The sequence below is a fragment of the Sporosarcina sp. Marseille-Q4943 genome, assembly GCF_943736995.1.
Taxonomy (GTDB): domain Bacteria; phylum Bacillota; class Bacilli; order Bacillales_A; family Planococcaceae; genus Sporosarcina.
In genome coordinates this window covers 1,982,658-2,000,949 of the sequence record NZ_OX031157.1, presented here as the reverse complement: position 1 = coordinate 2,000,949, position 18,292 = coordinate 1,982,658, and the positions used below count along the sequence as shown (strand labels likewise).

Annotated in this window: 14 protein-coding genes and 1 rRNA gene; all 15 read right to left on the bottom strand. The window is 48.3% G+C overall.

Annotation, left to right across the window (positions count from 1 at the left end):
- Positions 1–1,263, bottom strand: a 16S ribosomal RNA gene (locus NIT04_RS19055); the annotation flags it as partial.
- Positions 1,264–1,678: 415 nt separating this feature from the next.
- Complete coding sequence (gene lysS, locus NIT04_RS19050; RefSeq protein WP_252505056.1) at positions 1,679–3,169, bottom strand: lysine--tRNA ligase; 1,491 nt, start codon at positions 3,167–3,169, stop codon at positions 1,679–1,681.
- A gap of 172 nt (positions 3,170–3,341) precedes the next feature.
- On the bottom strand, positions 3,342–3,848 hold the full coding sequence (folK, locus tag NIT04_RS19045; RefSeq protein ID WP_252505055.1) for a 2-amino-4-hydroxy-6-hydroxymethyldihydropteridine diphosphokinase: 507 nt from the start codon (positions 3,846–3,848) through the stop codon (positions 3,342–3,344).
- Positions 3,845–4,213 (bottom strand): dihydroneopterin aldolase, encoded by a 369-nt coding sequence (gene folB, locus NIT04_RS19040; protein WP_252505054.1) that lies wholly within the window; start codon positions 4,211–4,213, stop codon positions 3,845–3,847. Before folB ends, folK begins: the two co-directional genes overlap by 4 nt.
- Positions 4,214–4,235: 22 nt before the next feature.
- Positions 4,236–5,090 carry a dihydropteroate synthase gene (gene folP / locus NIT04_RS19035; RefSeq protein WP_252505053.1) on the bottom strand — a complete coding sequence of 285 codons (855 nt, stop codon included), beginning with the start codon at positions 5,088–5,090 and terminating at the stop codon, positions 4,236–4,238.
- 3 nt (positions 5,091–5,093) lie between these two features.
- Positions 5,094–5,942 (bottom strand): aminodeoxychorismate lyase, encoded by an 849-nt coding sequence (pabC, locus tag NIT04_RS19030; protein WP_252505052.1) that lies wholly within the window; start codon positions 5,940–5,942, stop codon positions 5,094–5,096.
- Positions 5,943–5,958: 16 nt separating this feature from the next.
- Positions 5,959–7,374, bottom strand: a complete 1,416-nt coding sequence (locus NIT04_RS19025; RefSeq protein WP_252505051.1) for an anthranilate synthase component I family protein — start codon at positions 7,372–7,374, stop codon at positions 5,959–5,961.
- A gap of 118 nt (positions 7,375–7,492) precedes the next feature.
- Positions 7,493–8,419 (bottom strand): cysteine synthase A, encoded by a 927-nt coding sequence (gene cysK / locus NIT04_RS19020; RefSeq protein WP_252505050.1) that lies wholly within the window; start codon positions 8,417–8,419, stop codon positions 7,493–7,495.
- A 178-nt stretch (positions 8,420–8,597) separates the two neighbouring features.
- The gene (locus NIT04_RS19015; protein ID WP_252505049.1) at positions 8,598–9,521 is read right to left on the bottom strand and encodes a peptidyl-prolyl cis-trans isomerase; all 924 of its coding nucleotides are present in this window, start codon (positions 9,519–9,521) and stop codon (positions 8,598–8,600) included.
- Positions 9,499–10,386: an Hsp33 family molecular chaperone HslO gene (gene hslO, locus NIT04_RS19010; protein WP_252505048.1), complete on the bottom strand. Its 888-nt coding sequence runs from the start codon at positions 10,384–10,386 to the stop codon at positions 9,499–9,501. Before hslO ends, NIT04_RS19015 begins: the two co-directional genes overlap by 23 nt.
- Before the next feature lie 15 nt (positions 10,387–10,401).
- Complete coding sequence (locus tag NIT04_RS19005; RefSeq protein WP_252505158.1) at positions 10,402–11,166, bottom strand: type III pantothenate kinase; 765 nt, start codon at positions 11,164–11,166, stop codon at positions 10,402–10,404.
- Positions 11,167–11,447: 281 nt separating this feature from the next.
- A complete protein-coding gene (gene ftsH / locus NIT04_RS19000; protein WP_252505047.1) occupies positions 11,448–13,475 on the bottom strand; it encodes an ATP-dependent zinc metalloprotease FtsH in 2,028 nt (675 codons plus the stop codon).
- Between the two features lie 212 nt (positions 13,476–13,687).
- Positions 13,688–14,230 carry a hypoxanthine phosphoribosyltransferase gene (gene hpt / locus NIT04_RS18995; RefSeq protein ID WP_252505046.1) on the bottom strand — a complete coding sequence of 181 codons (543 nt, stop codon included), beginning with the start codon at positions 14,228–14,230 and terminating at the stop codon, positions 13,688–13,690.
- Between the two features lie 29 nt (positions 14,231–14,259).
- Complete coding sequence (tilS, locus tag NIT04_RS18990) at positions 14,260–15,645, bottom strand: tRNA lysidine(34) synthetase TilS (RefSeq protein WP_252505045.1); 1,386 nt, start codon at positions 15,643–15,645, stop codon at positions 14,260–14,262.
- 42 nt (positions 15,646–15,687) lie between these two features.
- Positions 15,688–18,099 (bottom strand): SpoIIE family protein phosphatase, encoded by a 2,412-nt coding sequence (locus NIT04_RS18985; protein WP_252505044.1) that lies wholly within the window; start codon positions 18,097–18,099, stop codon positions 15,688–15,690.
- Positions 18,100–18,292 lie beyond the last annotated feature (193 nt).

The window sequence follows — 18,292 nt, the reverse complement described above, 5'->3', positions numbered from 1 at the left end:
CCCTTTGTACCGTCCATTGTAGCACGTGTGTAGCCCAGGTCATAAGGGGCATGATGATTTGACGTCATCCCCACCTTCCTCCGGTTTGTCACCGGCAGTCACCTTAGAGTGCCCAACTGAATGCTGGCAACTAAGATCAAGGGTTGCGCTCGTTGCGGGACTTAACCCAACATCTCACGACACGAGCTGACGACAACCATGCACCACCTGTCACCGCTGTCCCCGAAGGGAAAGGCGTATCTCTACACCGGTCAGCGGGATGTCAAGACCTGGTAAGGTTCTTCGCGTTGCTTCGAATTAAACCACATGCTCCACCGCTTGTGCGGGTCCCCGTCAATTCCTTTGAGTTTCAGCCTTGCGGCCGTACTCCCCAGGCGGAGTGCTTAATGCGTTAGCTGCAGCACTAAGGGGCGGAAACCCCCTAACACTTAGCACTCATCGTTTACAGCGTGGACTACCAGGGTATCTAATCCTGTTTGCTCCCCACGCTTTCGCGCCTCAGCGTCAGTTACAGACCAGAAAGCCGCCTTCGCCACTGGTGTTCCTCCACATCTCTACGCATTTCACCGCTACACGTGGAATTCCGCTTTCCTCTTCTGTACTCAAGTCCTCCAGTTTCCAATGACCCTCCACGGTTGAGCCGTGGGCTTTCACATCAGACTTAAAGGACCGCCTGCGCGCGCTTTACGCCCAATAATTCCGGACAACGCTTGCCACCTACGTATTACCGCGGCTGCTGGCACGTAGTTAGCCGTGGCTTTCTGACGAGGTACCGTCAAGGTACGGGCAGTTACTCCCGTACTTGTTCTTCCCTCGCAACAGAGCTTTACGATCCGAAAACCTTCTTCGCTCACGCGGCGTTGCTCCATCAGACTTTCGTCCATTGTGGAAGATTCCCTACTGCTGCCTCCCGTAGGAGTCTGGGCCGTGTCTCAGTCCCAGTGTGGCCGATCACCCTCTCAGGTCGGCTACGCATCGTCGCCTTGGTAGGCCATTACCCCACCAACTAGCTAATGCGCCGCGGGCCCATCCTGCAGTGACAGCCGAAACCGTCTTTCAGAGTTCCTCCATGCGGAGGAACTGATTATTCGGTATTAGCCCCGGTTTCCCGGAGTTATCCCCATCTGCAGGGCAGGTTGCCCACGTGTTACTCACCCGTCCGCCGCTAATATCTGGGAGCAAGCTCCCGTCAATTCGCTCGACTTGCATGTATTAGGCACGCCGCCAGCGTTCGTCCTGAGCCAGGATCAAACTCTCCATAATAGAGAAATTCGAGTAGCTCGAGTTTCTTGCTGGCATCATTTAAGATGTCAATTTTGAATCCGAAGATTCGTTTGTTCCTTTCACCGACGGAGTCGGCTCCAGAACTTTATTTGTTGACGTTTTGCTGTTCAGTTTTCAAGGTTCATTTGATTCGTTGTTCGCCGCCTCTCTCAGAAGCAACTCTTATATAATACCATGCTTGCAATTCCGTTGTCAATAACTTTTTCAAAAAAGTTTTAAGCTGTTTCGAAGTAGTTATTCAGTTAGCGGAAACGCAACGTTTATTACTATACCACCCTGTCTATTTGATTGCAACACTTTTTTCGAAAATAGTTATCTTCGTTAGATTCACGTAGAAGCGATAACCGTGCAATCACTATTTCAAGCGTGATTGCACGGTGCTTCCTTTATATGATTACTCTTTATTTCTCATCTGTGGGAACAGGAGAATATCGCGAATCGATTGAGCGTTTGTCAGCAGCATCACGAGACGGTCAATACCTATTCCAAGACCGCCTGTTGGAGGAAGTCCATATTCAAGTGCTTCTATGAAGTCTTCATCCATATCATGCGCCTCGTCGTTGCCTTGCTCCTTTTCGACCAATTGCGCTTCAAAACGCGAGCGCTGATCGATAGGGTCGTTCAACTCAGTAAATGCATTCGCGTGTTCACGACGAACAATGAATAGTTCAAAGCGGTCTGTGAAACGCTCGTCTTCCGGATTCTTCTTCGCGAGAGGCGATATTTCTACAGGATGGCCGTAGATAAATGTAGGTTGGACAAGTTGCTCTTCGACTTTCTGCTCGAAGAACTCGTTCAACACATGACCAACGTCCATCATGCCTGTCACTTCTACGCCATGTTCCTTAGCAAGGGCATGGGCTTCTTCCTTCGTCATATGCTTCCAGAAGTCAACGCCAGTATATTCCTTGATTGCATCCACCATATGCAGACGTTTCCAGCCTGGCGATAGGTCGATGATATCTTCACCGTATTTCACTTTTGTCGTACCGAGGACATCTTGCGCGATATATGCAACCATATTTTCTGTAAGCTCCATGATGTCTTTATAGTCCGCATAAGCTTCATATAGTTCAATCATCGTGAATTCAGGGTTATGTCTTGTGGAAATCCCTTCATTACGGAAAACGCGGCCGATTTCATACACTTTTTCAAGACCGCCGACAATAAGCCGTTTCAAGTGAAGCTCGATCGCTATGCGCATGTATAACTCCATATCCAAAGCGTTATGGTGCGTAATGAACGGACGTGCCGTTGCTCCTCCCGCAATGGAGTGCAACATCGGTGTTTCAACTTCAAGGAAGCCTTGTCCGTCCAAATAGTGACGCATCGATGAGATGATACGGCTTCTTGTAATGAACGTCTGTCTGCTTTCCTCTGAAGTGATCAAGTCTAGATAACGCTGGCGGTACCGTTGTTCGATATCCTTCAATCCATGGAATTTATCCGGCAACGGACGAAGCGCTTTCGTGAGAAACGTAAATTCAGTCACTTTAATAGAAAGTTCGCCTACTTTTGTTTTGAAGACGTTTCCTTTAATCCCGACGATATCCCCTAGATCCGCGTGGGTAAACAGGTCATAAGCCTCTTCGCCGACCGCATCTTGACGGACGTAGATTTGAATCTGGCCGCCGAGGTCTTGGAGATGGGCAAACCCAGCCTTCCCTTTGCCGCGCTTCGTCATGATCCGTCCCGCAATTTTTACTTCGTGCACTGTTTCATCCAATTCCTCTTTTGAAAGACCCTCATAGGCTTCGCGGATTTCATTGGATAGATGCGTCCGCTCGAATCTTGCGCCAAACGGATCTAAACCGCCCTCTCGCAATTCTTCCATCTTCTGGCGTCTCACCAAAAGCTGATCGTTCAATTCATCCAAATGGGACATTTCCTTCACTCCTTCATCAGTTATCCCTCACGCCGGATGGCATGTTCCTATTGTACACAAACTCTTTATGTAAAAAAAGCCGCCACTATAATGGCGGCTCGCATTGTTGGCATTTTGAATCTTAGCATTGCCACGAATGCCTATCATATACCAGAAAGATGGATAGAGCCGTTCATTCGCCAAACAACAACTGCTCGACTCCCTCAGGTTTCTTCCAAAGCACAACGCCGTCGTCATCCGTAACTGCAAATGGGATTCCCGTTACAGGGTGTCCGATTGTAGGCGCGATTTCCAACAAAGGTACGAGAACAAATGCCCGTTCACCCATTCTCGGGTGCGGCACGATTAAATTCTCCGCTTCAATATTGTCGTTATTAAACAGCAAAATGTCAAGGTCTACAGTCCGCGGACCCCATCTAATATCACGTACACGGCCCAAGCTGTTCTCCACATTTTGACATGCCGCCAATAACTCATGCGGATCTAACGATGTCTCCACACGAACGACCAAATTCAGGAAGTCCGCCTGTTCCGTATAACCGACAGGTGCCGTTTCATAGATGGAAGACACTTTCGTCGCTTTGATTTGTCCGTGGGAATGAAGTGCACGGACCGCCTCTTTAAGATGATGCAGTCTATCTCCGATATTGGATCCTATGGAAATGTACGAGATATTCATGAAAATTGCCCTCTCGTAATTTCCACGGAGACTGAGACATAGTGACCCCGGATTGGCGGATCGGGTTTTATTAAGACGACCCGGACGCCGCGGACTTGCTCAGGGAACGTTTGTAAAATGAGGTTTGAAATCTCCTCGGCGACGGATTCAATCAACTTTTTCGGCTCACCTTCGACGACAGTTCTGCAAACTTCGAACACTTCTGCGTAATTAACCGTCTTCTTCAAATCATCGGTTTCTCCAGCTTCAGCCAAATCGACTGCGAGCGATACATTCGCCCGGAAACGCTGCCCAAGCACCGTCTCTTCCTTCAATGCACCGTGATAACCGTAAAACTCCATTTCGTTCAAATGAATATAATCCATCCTCACACCCTCCATTTCCAGATCAGTCGACGCTTACTTCTGATTTGCCCGCGAGCACATCCATCATCTTCACCATGCGGGAAATCCCCTTCACATCGTGCACCCGCACTAGATGACAACCGTGATCGATGCCATAGCAAACTGTCGCACCTGTCCCTTCCATCCGCTCATCGACAGGCAGATCCAATATGTTGCCGATCATTCTTTTCCGGGATGTCGCAAGCAAGAGCGGGTACCCCAGATCCGATATCCGGCGAAGCCCTTGCATCGCCAACACGTTCTGCCTCGTATTTTTCGCAAAGCCGATGCCTGGATCGAGCCAAATATTGCTTTCCGGCACACCCGCCATGCGCGCGATTTGCACGCTTTCCTCCAAGTCGGCAATTAGTTCATCCATGAAAGGCCCTGCGTATTCCGCCTTTTCCCGATTATGCATAAGGATGATCGGTGCTCCGTGGGCAGCCGCCACTTCGGCGATCCTCGGTTCGCGTTTCGCTCCCCATACGTCATTAATGATTTTCGCACCCGCTTTCAATGCCGCATCCGCCACGTCCGCCTTATACGTATCGATCGAAATGACACAGTCCAATTCCCGAACTAGCGCCTCGATTACCGGAACCGTCCGCTCTAGTTCCAATTCGAGCGATACCGGTGCGTGACCTGGACGAGTCGACTCACCCCCGATATCAATGATTTTCGCACCGTCCCGAAGCATTTCTTCTGCGCGCTTCAATGCTGCATCGATTTGTCCGTATTTGCCTCCGTCCGAGAAGGAGTCCGGCGTGACATTTAAAATGCCCATTACGGCCGTCTCCTTTTTAAAATCAAAATCGGTATTCCCTAATCGATATATCTCTTTCGCTTTCGATAATTCCATGATTTACCCTTCTTTCATCCCATCAATCGCTTGCACGTATAATCGATGCAATTTTTGATAATAAACCCCTGAAGCGCCTGACATCAGCTGCTCGTCTACCGAAGAGAGCGGGACGAGCTCCTGAATCGAGTTCGACACGAACACTTCGTCCGCTTGCTCAACATCACTTTTCTCATAAAGCCCGATATGTACATCCATCCCTACTTTTGCCCCAAGCTCCAATATGAAGGCGCGTGTAAGGCCGGGCAGAATTCCCGTTTCTATTGAGGGTGTGTACAGCGCGCCGTCTTTCACCCAAAACACATTGGACGTCACTCCTTCAGCTACATGGCCGAACGCCGTGAGAAAGATTCCTTCCAGCTCCTTCAAGGAAGGCAGCTCCAAACGTCCGCGCACATTGTTCAGGAAGTTATGCGACTTGTGGCGGACCCGGCTTTCCGGGCGATTCCTTTCCGTCTCGAGCCACACAGCTTTCTTTTCTGTTCCCCGAGGGGCTACTACAAGATCTTTACGGAACAGAATGACGTTCGGCGTCTCGTACTCGGAAGGGGCTAAACCGATATCATGCACGCCTGCAGATACATTCAACCGGAAATACCCGTCACGTCCACCCGAACGGACGTGCAACTCTTGAATCGCTTCTGCAATCTCCCCATCCGAATAAGGCATCGCAATCCGGTATTCATGCAATGCAGCACGAAGCCGTTCCATATGCTCTTTGAATAAAAACACGCGTCCCTCATATGTCCTAAATGTCTCAAAAAAACCTGCACCATATAAAAACCCGTGATCGAACGGGGATATCCGCAACTGTTCCGCTTGTCTAAATTCACCGTTCATCCAACATAGCATGGAGGCATTCCTCCTTTCATTTTGCCGCTTCGGCCATTTCCTTCGCCTGCCAGAGCGCCCTCGCCTTATTGAGCGACTCCACATATTCTGCTTCCGGACTAGAGTCCGCGACAAGGCCAGCACCCGCTTGTATATGGACGATTCCATCTTTTATATACGCCGTACGAATGACGATATTCAAATCGATGTCGCCGTTAAAGCCAATCCAGCCGATTGAGCCCGTATACAAACCTCTCCGCGTCGGCTCCAACTCCTCGATAATTTCCATCGTGCGCAGCTTCGGCGAGCCGGTAATTGAACCTCCAGGAAAGACTCCTCTAATAATATCCGCATTCGATAATTCCGGAGCTGCCGTCCCTCTCACATTCGAAACGAGATGCATGACGTGCGAATACCGCTCAACGACCATGAATTCATCCGTTTCCACCGTTTCCGGCACGCAGACTCGTCCAAAGTCCTCCAGCTCCTGTTCGACAAGCATAATATGCTCACCTTTCTCCTTTTCATCGGAGAGCAGGTCCTTCTCATATGCTTCATCCTCGAATTCTGTCGCCCCTCTCGGCCGCGTTCCCCCGATTGGACGGGTACTCAACTCCATTCCGCGTTTCTTCAGCAACAATTCCGGAGAACCCGACACGACAGCGAATTCCTTGGCTCCGATTGACGCCATATAAGGCGATGGATTGAAGGAACGCAATGCTTCGTACATCGAAAGCGGGTCAGCGGATAGAAACTTCGATTGTCGGACAGTCAAGTTGACTTGATTGACGTCTCCATCCGCAATATAGCGCTGGACATCACGCACCATCTGTTCGAATTGCGGTCCGGTTACCGACACTTCCACATTTTCAGGTCTTGTATAATCGATTGTATAGTTAGCTGGTGATAGGAAGCGACTTGCGATACCGGCTTCTGCCGCCTCCGTCCATTCCCTTTCCACTTCCGACGCATCCAGCCCCCGACCAGGCAACGTCATGAAATAAGCTGTTTCCGTTTCGAGATCGAGGACTGCCCAACGGTCAAATAAATAGAAAAAGACGTCCGGCGTCTCAAGGTCATCCGCAGTCATTTCAGGAATTGGCTCATATGTCCGGGCGTAATCGTAGCTGATGAACCCGATAGCGCCCCCTTGGAAGTCCGGCAGCTCCGGTACATTGTCCATTTTCATCGATTCGACGAAGGCCGATACTAGTTCAAGAGGTTCGCCTTCCCTTGTTTCCTTCTTCCCGTCACGCCATTGAAGCTCCAATGATTGATGCTGCTTGCTTATTAACGTAACTAACGGGTCGACACCCGCGATGCATAGTTTGCCTGTTCGTCCGCTTTCCAGCAAAACGTGCTGTCCCACCGTTTTCGCAAGTTCTTTATATGCGTAAAAAAATTGCTCCTTCGTCATGTCAGTCTTCTTATAATTAGGATGCAATTTATCCATTTCATTTTCCCCCAGCTCCATTTAATATAGTTATCTTAACGTGTAAACTGGGGTTTAGGCTACTATTAGGAAAGAAAAAAAGAGAGCCGCATGAGCTCTCTCCTTCAACTAACAACTTTTATTCTTCTTCAAATTGATAAAGCGGGGTACTCAAGTATCGTTCACCGTTCGATGGGAGGATGGCAACGACTTTCTTGCCTTTCCCAAGCTTTTCCGCAACTTGAAGCGCAGCGAAAATGGCCGCCCCGGAGGAGACGCCGCCCAGAATTCCCTCTTCCCGCGCCGCTCTTCTAGCTGTATCATACGCTTCATCATTCGTCACTTGAATAATTTCATCATATATGTCCGTGTCGAGCACTTTCGGTACGAAGCCCGCCCCGATTCCTTGGATTTTATGCGGCCCTGGCTTTCCACCCGAAAGGACTGGCGAATCTGTCGGCTCCACGGCAATGATACGCACGTCCGGGAAGCGCTCTTTCAATACGCTGCCCACCCCGGTTATCGTACCTCCTGTACCGATGCCCGAGATGAACGCATCGACTTGATCAAGCGCATCGGCAATTTCCGGACCTGTCGTCAGACGATGCACTTCGGGATTCGCTTCGTTATTGAATTGCTGCGGCATGAACCAGCCGTTTTTCTCTGCTAGCTCTTCCGCTTTTCCGATAGCCCCTTTCATCCCTTCCGCTCCAGGTGTAAGGACAAGGTCGGCACCGTAAGCACGCAATAGATTCCGGCGCTCCATGCTCATCGTATCCGGCATGACGAGAACTGACTTATATCCTTTTGCGGCTGCAATCATCGCGAGACCAATTCCTGTATTCCCGCTCGTCGGCTCAATGATCGTGCTGCCTTCCTTCAAATCTCCGGACTTCTCTGCAGCTTCAATCATTGCAAGCGCAATCCTGTCTTTTACACTCGATCCCGGATTGAAGTATTCCAGTTTTAAATAAATGTCCGCAATGTCTGGGTTTGTCATACGGTTCAACTTGACGAGCGGCGTTTTTCCGACTAGGTCCGCAATCGTGTTCCCAACTCTACTCATTTCTACCCACTCCTAATCCCTAGTTATTTGATATGTTTTATTGTATTAATAGTACACCCCGATTGTGAACAGTGTCAATCATTAATGACTCCCTTATCTTTTCCCTCTTTTCATATGTATAACCTAAAAAAAAGCCGTTCAGAACCGCTCTTTAGACGACTCCGACCAGCTTTTCACTTCATTTTCCATAAAACCATCTTGCATCGAACTCTTTCCAAAACGCTTCGGGATTGACCGATTGAGGAAGCTGTTCAATGGCCAGCTCACGTTTAATGTGCTCCTTCACTTCATTAAAGGAGAACGTCCTGCCCTTCACGATTTCATTCACTAGGATAATCGCATATGTACCGTCATGCAGCTTGACGGCATCCCCGATCTTTCCTTCCTTCAGTTTGGATGCCGCTTTATAGATTGCAGGGTCTACCGTCTCTGTCTCAGCATTTATATAGCCGATGTCGCCGCCAAGGCTGGCTGAAGCGAGATCGGTCGATAGTTCTTTTGCCAACGCATCAAAGCTTGACCCTTTCGATAGCTCATCCAATGCCTGCTCCGCCTCTTCCTTCGTCGGAACAATGATGATGGAAGTCCGGTAAGCGGTCAAAATATTGTAGAGGGATTCATTTTTCTCATAAAACGCTTTCACTGAAGCATCATCAATGACGACGTCATTCGACAAGACCTTCTCCAAAATAAGGTGAGACCGAATTTTTTGCCGTGTTTGCTCGATGTCCATTCCCGAATGCGATCTGCCGTCCACCGAAGTGATCAACGCGAGTTCCAGTTCGATTTCCTCGTCCGTCACTTTGATACCGTATTTCTTTGCGGCCGTCTCCATCACTTTATTGTTGACGAGATCGAGAAGCACTTCTCTCCCAACTTCCTTTTCCATGGCAGTCATCCACTGCCCTCTCGTAATCGCTTCGCCCGCTACCGAAGCAACCTCTTCATCAGGTTGCTTCGATTTGCCAGGGATGAGCCATCCGATAAACCAAAGGACGTTACAAGTAAAAAGGACGCCAATAATTGCGAGAAGCGGTTTCGTTTTCAATCTCCTCCTAGGAGGAACCGTCTCCTGGACGTTACGACCTTGACCGTATTTCATCGATAAATCCTTCAAGTTCTTCTTTCGTGAATAGATACTTCTCTAAACAGAAATGGCATTCGGCTTCCGCTTGGCCGTCTTCATCGATCATTTCTCGGATTTCCTGCTCTCCAAGACCGATGATTGCGTTGCCAAAACGTTCCCGAGAGCAATTGCATCGGAATGCAACGTCCATTCGATCGAGGATTTCAACATTCTCTTTCCCCAACACTTCTCCGATTACTTCCTCCGGCGTCAAACCACGGTCAATCATCCTAGAAATCGGTTCAACGTTCGCTAACTTTTCCTCAAGCATGCTGATCGTCTCTTCCGTTGCACCCGGCATCACTTGGATGATGAAGCCGCCTGCAGCTTTGACGGTATTGTCAGGATTGACAAGGACACCCAAGGCCACCGCTGAAGGAACCTGTTCAGATACAACAAAATATTGAGTGAAGTCTTCCGCAATTTCACCGGAAACAATCGGAACTTGCCCTGTGAAAAAGTCCCGTAATCCAAGGTCTTTCACTACCGTCAACATTCCTTCCGTGCCGACCGCGCGCCTAACGTCAAGTTTCCCTTGTTCGTTCAAATCAAAATGGGTATGCGGATTCGTAATGTATCCTCTTACCTCCCCGTGAGCGTTAGCATCAACGACAATCGGTCCAGCCGGGCCGTTCCCTTCAATTTTTACCGTCAGTTTGTCATCGCCTTTCAGCATCGCTCCCATCATGAGCCCAGCCGTCATCGTCCTGCCTAAAGCTGCTGTAGCTGTCGGCCATACATGGTGCTTTTTCTGCGCTTCGCCGACTGCCTCTGTCGAATTCACCGCATACGCACGAATTGTCCCTTCAAAAGCTAATGCTTTTATCAAATAATCACTCATCTATTACTACTCCCTTCAAACATTTCTTTCGTAGATCAAATGCAACCCCTTCAACGTAAGGAAATTGTCTACGATATCAATTACATTCGTCTCACTGGCAATCAATTCAGCAAGGCCTCCTGTCGCAATGACAGTCGGCTCCACCTTACTGTGCGCTTTCATCCTTCCAACGATACCTTCGACAAGCCCGACATATCCATAAACGATGCCCGCTTGCATCGCGGCTACGGTGTTCTTGCCGATAATATGATCCGGCCGCGTCAATTCGACACGCGGCAATTTGGATGCCCGATCGAATAACGCCTCCATGGAAATGCCGATTCCTGGCGCAATCGAACCGCCCATATACTCACCTTTTTCATTCACATAACAGAATGTCGTAGCAGTACCGAAATCGACGATGATGAGCGGAGAGCCGTAATCATGGATAGCAGCGACCGCATTGACAATACGGTCCGCACCCACTTCGCGAGGATTTTCGTATTTTATATTCAATCCTGTTTTGACTCCTGGTCCAACAATGAGCGGACGCAAGTTAAAATAATTTCTGCACATCTGCTCAAGCGGGAACATGACCGGCGGAACGACAGATGAGATGATGATGCCATTGATATCTTCAAATCTTAGGCCGGCATGGGTAAACAGCGCTTTCACGGACATGGCATATTCGTCTTCCGTTCTTTGCCTGTACGTTTCCATACGCCAGTGGTGCTTCAATTCACCTTTATCATAGACTCCAAGAACGATATTCGTATTTCCTGTATCCAATACTAAGATCATATTCTTTTCCTCGCTAACATTCGTCATTTTCCAAAACATCATAACAAAAGCGAAGGGCGGCGTCTAGCCAATCAACAGCATGGTTTGATTCGTATAAATTAATACACTCTCCCCAACCGATGCTCGTAACGCTACGCTTTTACTCGCAAAAGCCGTTCTTCGTTACGGCTTTAGCTGCCACCTGGAGCTGGATGATAACACATCAGGTAGAAATAAAAACAGCCGACTGCCTTAAAAAAGCAGTCGACTGGAATATCATCCTTTACAGTAGCTCCGTAACGTCAATCTCTTCTATGTTCATCGATTGGAGGAAGGGTTTGATCTCCACCATTCTCTTTCGGCAAGTCTCCAATAGAAGGATCTGCAGGCGCGCCTGTCGAATCCGAATGCACAGTGTCTTTTTCAGCATCTGCATCATCCGTTTTCTTTTGTGAGCCATTTCCATTTTTCTCGTATGGACGCTCAGGCAATGTGCCATGATCTTTCAAGTGATTGATCTGCTCTGCATCCAACGTTTCCACTTCGAGAAGCGTCGTTGCAATCAAGTCGAGCAAGTTTCGGTTCTCCGTCAGGATATTAGTTGTGCGCTCATATTGTTCCTTAATGATGCGCTGCATTTCCTGGTCGATTTCATACGCAATCGATTCGGAATAGTTCTGTTCGGAATTGAAGTCTCTTCCAAGGAAGACATTGCCGCCTTGCGCCTGGCCAAATTGCATCGGTCCGAGCTTTTTGCTCATACCATATTCAGTCACCATGGAACGTGCAATGCCCGTAGCACGTTGGAAGTCGTTATGGGCACCTGTAGAAACTTCCCCAAGGACGATTTCTTCCGCTACACGTCCTCCAAGGAGTCCGGCAATTTTGTCGAGAAGTTCAGGCTTCGTCATGAAGTAACGGTCCTCTTTCGGCAACATGACCGCATATCCGCCGGCCTGGCCGCGAGGGACGATCGTCACTTTATGGACGATTTCCGCGTCATCCAACATAAGGCCGACAACGACGTGACCCGCTTCATGGAATGCGACAATATTTCTTTCTTTCTCAGAAATGACCCTGCTCGTTTTAGCTGGTCCCGCAATGACGCGGTCCGTCGCTTCATCGATATCCGACATGTCGATTTTCGCCTTGCCGCGTCTAGCCGCGACTAATGCAGCTTCATTCAACAAGTTCTCCAAGTCAGCACCCGAGAATCCTGGAGTGCGTTGCGCCAAAGCTTTCATATTGACTGACTCGTCAAGTGGTTTGTTACGCGCATGCACTTTCAGAACCGCTTCACGGCCTTTGACATCCGGACGGCCGACAGTGATTTGACGGTCGAAACGTCCTGGACGAAGAAGTGCTGGGTCAAGGATATCTGGACGGTTTGTCGCGGCAACGATAATGATGCCTTCGTTTCCATCGAACCCATCCATTTCAACTAAAAGCTGGTTAAGCGTCTGTTCACGTTCATCATGCCCGCCTCCGAGACCAGCGCCCCGTTGACGTCCGACTGCGTCGATTTCATCGATGAAGATGATACACGGCGCATTCTTTTTTGCGTTTTCAAACAAGTCGCGGACACGGGATGCCCCGACCCCGACAAACATTTCAACGAAATCCGAACCGGAAATCGAGAAGAACGGAACACCGGCTTCACCGGCAACCGCACGTGCCAAAAGTGTTTTACCTGTACCAGGAGGTCCGACCAAAAGGATTCCTTTTGGAATACGCGCTCCGAGTTCAGCGAATTTACGGGAATCTTTCAGGAAATCCACAACTTCTTCAAGCTCGGCTTTTTCTTCATCCGCACCCGCTACGTCTGTGAATCTGACTTTTTTGCGATCATCGGAATGGAGCTTCGCCTTACTTTTTCCAAAATTCATCACTCGGCCGCCACCGCCGCCTTGTGCTTGATTCAGAAGGAAGAAGAATAGGATGATGATGATGATGAAAGGAACTAATCCTGTAAAGAAGGCTACCCATGCACTTGTCTCTGGAGCAGGTATGATTTGGATCTGAGGGTTATTCGTTTTACCGGTAGCTTCGATATTTCGAATCACTTCCATAACAGAAGTATCACTCATCAAAACATTCGTCGTGAATTTTTCTCCCTCTTCATAGCCCTTCATCGTACCTTCAACAGTCAGAACATCACGCACTGGTTGAAACGATAATGTTTCAATATCGCCTTTTTCCAACGATGTATAAAATTCATCATACCGAATCTCTTTCGTTTTCGGATTCGGATTATTTAGTGAACTGAAAATCCCCATGATTGCAAGGAAGATCAATCCGTATAGTAGAAAGTATCGAAGTATACGATTCATCCCAAGCCTCCTCATTTCTTTCAACAGAAAACTATTGTAAATCTTATCATATAACAGATTCAACCTACAAAGGAAATGACTTTATAACGTACCGAAAAAGAACAGTCTTTCATTCGTAAATATTCACGACTCCACAGATGATAGTATTCCTACTTCGACCGAATATGGAAAAAGCTTTCCATCGCCCCTATTAAAGGTTTGTTGAAAAGCTTTCAGAAAGAGTAGATTTCCTTTTTCAATACACCGATATAAGGCAAGTTCCTATATTTTTCTGCGTAATCAAGCCCATAACCGACAACAAACGCATCCGGTACAAGGAATCCGACATAATCCGCTTTCAAGTCCACTTTTCGTCCCGTCGGTTTATCAAGCAACGTTACAATCTTAATGGATTTCGCTTTTCGGTATTTAAAAAGTTCAACTAAATAATTCAATGTCATACCGCTGTCAATGATATCTTCGATGATTAAAACGTCACGGCCTTCCACACTTGCATTCAAGTCCTTGACGATTTTCACTTCACCTGATGACACCGTCGCATTTCCATAGCTGGATACGTCCATGAAATCCAATTCGATATACGCATCGATCCGTTTAATCAAGTCGCTCATGAAAGGCAATGCCCCTTTTAGGACACCGATCGCTAGCGGAAATTTATCCTGGTAATCCTCCGTCAGTACGGCACCAAGTTCCGCAATTTTCTCCTGGATCTGTTCTTCTGTGATGAGCACTTCTTCAATATCGTTTTGCAACATCGAGTTCCCTCTCTTTTCCATTAAAATTTTCACTTTGCTTTCATTTTGAATATGTACTTTTCCTGTTCCGTTTTCCGATTCTTGAACTGGATGCCATATCGCACGCCAGGAATGGCGCAAATCTCACCGTGCGCAGTTATGACGATCGGCGTTTTTCGCCGTTTTTCAGCGCCGATTTTTTCGTCAATGAACAATCTGGACAATCGCTTTGGCCGAGTCATGCCCGGTAGCAATATCCGATCCCCGTCTTTTCTGCCCCTCACGTAAAGCGGCAAGTCTACATCGGGTAAGTCGAAATACATTACTTCCTCAGCTTCCTCGTTGTGTCCGTCAGCAATGTCCCAATACAGCAGCATATCACCCCAGCTCGTCCATTCGCCTTTTTGCAGCATTTGAACTGGGACTTCTTTGTTTTCCGCATTTTTCACAATCGAAACGACACCGTATTCCCGAACGAATCGGTAGCCTTTCGGAAGGTCAATCGTGACATTTCCCGTACTTGCGGATAGGTGATGATGCAATTGGTTCAAAAGTGCAGTATTGTATACTACAGGTTTGATTTCCCCGAAGTAAAGATAATTCAATAGTAGTGGAATAAAGCGCTTTTGTAAAGCAGTGTGCATGCTTTTAAACTGTTCAGAGGGAAAGGTCGGCAAGCCATCTTCAGTGAAGGTCACAATGGAAGCAAAACGCTCTTTCACCAAGCTATCCAATAACAATTCATCCTCCCTAAGATCAGCCGTCATTTTAACGACATTCAATGCTGCCGAAGGATTTTCCGACAAGATAATCGGCGCGACATGTCGGCGGAGCCGATTCCGTAAATAGGCGTCACTTTTATTGCTCGGATCCTCCCTGAATTGTGCACCACGACTCTTCACATACGTAAGAAGCTCTTCTTTCATCGCTGGAAGAAAAGGTCTGATGACGGTGCCGCCGTCTATTGTCCTACTCGCAGGAATGCCGAGAGGGACACTTCCCCTGGACAATTGCATAAGCACCGTCTCCAATTGGTCTTCTGCATGATGGGCGGTCGCCAGCACGTCATAGTGCTCCGCACGCATCACCTCGTTGAAAAAGGCGTAACGTCCAGTACGGCAGACGTCCTGCACATTTCCGCCTTCCTTATTTAGAATGGAGGGTACGGGTACATCCCCGCCAAAGAAAGGAATTCCAAGCTTCCTACATAGCTCTTTCACAAACTCGCCGTCATCCGCCGACTCTCGCCCGCGAAGCATATGATCGACATGGACGGCAGCCACCTCAATCCGCAGTTTTTCGCCGAGTTTTGCCATGAGTAGCAATAGCGCAACAGAATCCACCCCACCCGAGCAAGCGACAAGAACCCGTTGCCCTGAAGTCAGCAATTCCTCTTTATGAATGAAATCAAGGATTTTCCTTTCAAATGCCTGCATGATTCGCCCCCCCACACTGTTGTCTTTCATCTTCCCCCTATTCTACCCCATAACTTTTTCCCGGGAAATAAATCGATTTGTAGGCTTTATTGTCGTCCACTTCGGTAAGACGTGTTCAACTTTCATTACTAAAACGGTCCGGTCGTCCGCAACAACACCGAATTTCCTCTCCATCTCGGACATTATACGGTCGGCTAACGGCTCACATGACAAGTGGCCGTACTTTTCCAATATTCCATAGATCGCCTCCTCCTGCTTCTCAATCGTTACCGACCCGTTAAATACTCCATCCGTCAGCATGACGATAATATCTCCCGATTTCAATTCTTCATTTGTTGCCTCCACGGAAAATGACGGAAGGAATCCGACGGGAACCGATTTGCTGTCGAGCCTGAGGAAGTCTTGTCCACGCTTAATATACGTGCTCATTGAACCCGCCTTCCAAGACCAAAGCCGGCCGTCCTGCAAGTCGATTAAAGCCAAATCGAGCGTCGCATACATGTCGTCTAGGCCATTCAACGACATCATGTAATGCAATGTATGCATCGCCGTTTCAGGATCCATTTTCCGATCCAGACATTCCCGCATGAGACGGATCACTTTCCGGCTTTCACGGTATGCATTCATATCATGCCCCATTCCATCTGATAGCAGAACAGCGGTGAGACCGTCGTGGATTGGGAACACTTCATAAGCGTCGCCAGCATGGAACGTCCCGCTACCAGCTGTCGCCACAATCCCATATTCCATTGAGAATCGGACAGCCGAGCAGAACATAATTTGAATATGCGGGAATGGGTCTTGCAGCACGACGGTCTTCTCCACTTTGAACGGCTCGCGATAGACTTCCTCCAATAACGGCAGTATAAGTCGTTCCGCCACAGTTGTATCCGTCTCAAAATCCGAACGCTTTTCGGGTATTGAAATAACGATCCGGTATGCTCCTTTCTCCTCCGATAAAATATCGATCTGATAATATTCGATTCCTTGCGACTGCAAATGCTTCCCCAATTCCTCCTCTGCAAGATGGTTAACCGTCAACTCCCCTTTTATATCATTCATGATTTTCTCCAAATGGTTGCTCATATCCCTCAACTGCAACGCAAGCATTTTTCTCCCATGCTGTAGTTGCCCCATGAGAAGGTGGTTGGAAGCCGATTCCTCCAACTCGGAAATCAAACCTGCAGAGCGGATGCATTTATACTTAATCCTTTCCTCGACACGGTGACGTGCCGCTTTCTTCGTCGCGGAATAAGTCCCTTCCCACTCGTAGAGCAGACGGGCCATCCATTCCCCCTTCCCCTCCCAACATTTCGAATATCTGAAACAGGACTGACAGATTGAAGGTATGTTTTGTTCCGCATTGCTGTCATCCGAAGAGAAACGATCATTGACAAGATTGGACATGAATTCTGCGAACTGCTGGAAATCGGATAATTGCTCGTCAAGTCGATCGGTCAGCCATTGCTGCCGCTTCACTGAAATGTCCTGTTGAGCGCCCGGCGTAATCATCCGGCTAAGCGGCTCCACCTTCTTCGCCGGCACGAAGAAAAATAGAAGCGTTGCCAAGCCGATCGTCAGGAAATGGGAAGTATCAAGCGGCAATGTGAAATCGTATAGCAGAAAAAAAACGGATACCGCAAAGCCGCCTGTGGCAATACCTAATTTTCCGAGCCTGCGAAGAGCACCAGCAAAGAAGCCTGTCATCCCATATACCGCCATCATCCCGGTGAATGACAATTCCGCAATTCCCGAGATGGCGGCGATCATCATCGCAATCGTCGTGGAAAACGGAAGACCGCCAGCAAGCGCTGCCAGCAAAATGGTCAAATGAAGAAGCAATCCTGAAATTGAAATCGGACCGACCATGAGATTGCCCATCCCGGTTGTCGCCATGATGCCGACAATACAAACAGCCCCGAGTCGTTCCGGCGACCATTGGCCAAAAAAGATGCGCTCCCGATGAGGGAAGGCAACAAACAGGAAAAACGTCATGAATAGCGCCAACACAGCTTCGAAGCCGATCGTCAACTGCACATCGACAGGCGTATGCCCGCTATGCATGATAAACTGCCAAAGAACTTGGACAACAATGATCGACCCTGCAACGGTCAATGGTATGGATTTCCGCATGAGAGGATGCTTGCTCACTACATTGAACAACAATAATTGCAATAAATGGATCACTGCTTGTCCTAGCCCTAAAAAAGCCCCTCCGGCAATTCCGCCGATGAATACATAAATGAGATGTTTCCTGAATCGCATCTGTGCCAACGCCCAAACCGGCAAGAAAAAAGGCACGGCTGCGTCAAACAGAACTGCCTGCGACAAGAAAAACGTACTTAGTAAAAAGAACGCCGCCATCAATACATACATCTTCCGCTTCCCCACCGTGTCGAACACCTGACGAATCTGCTGGCCTACCGGTCTCTCAAGATTGCCTATCATCTTCATCTCACATTCCCCCTATGTCTACTTGCAACTGAGTATACATAGGTAAAGCGAAAGAATTTGTCTGTTCCTGACAAGTGAATCAAAAAAGATTTCGACTCGTTCCGAAGTCTTTTTCTATTTTTCAACGAAAGGTTGACAGACGCCATCAAGCCGTGTATTATGGTTATTGTCGTTCAGAACAAATGAACAACAT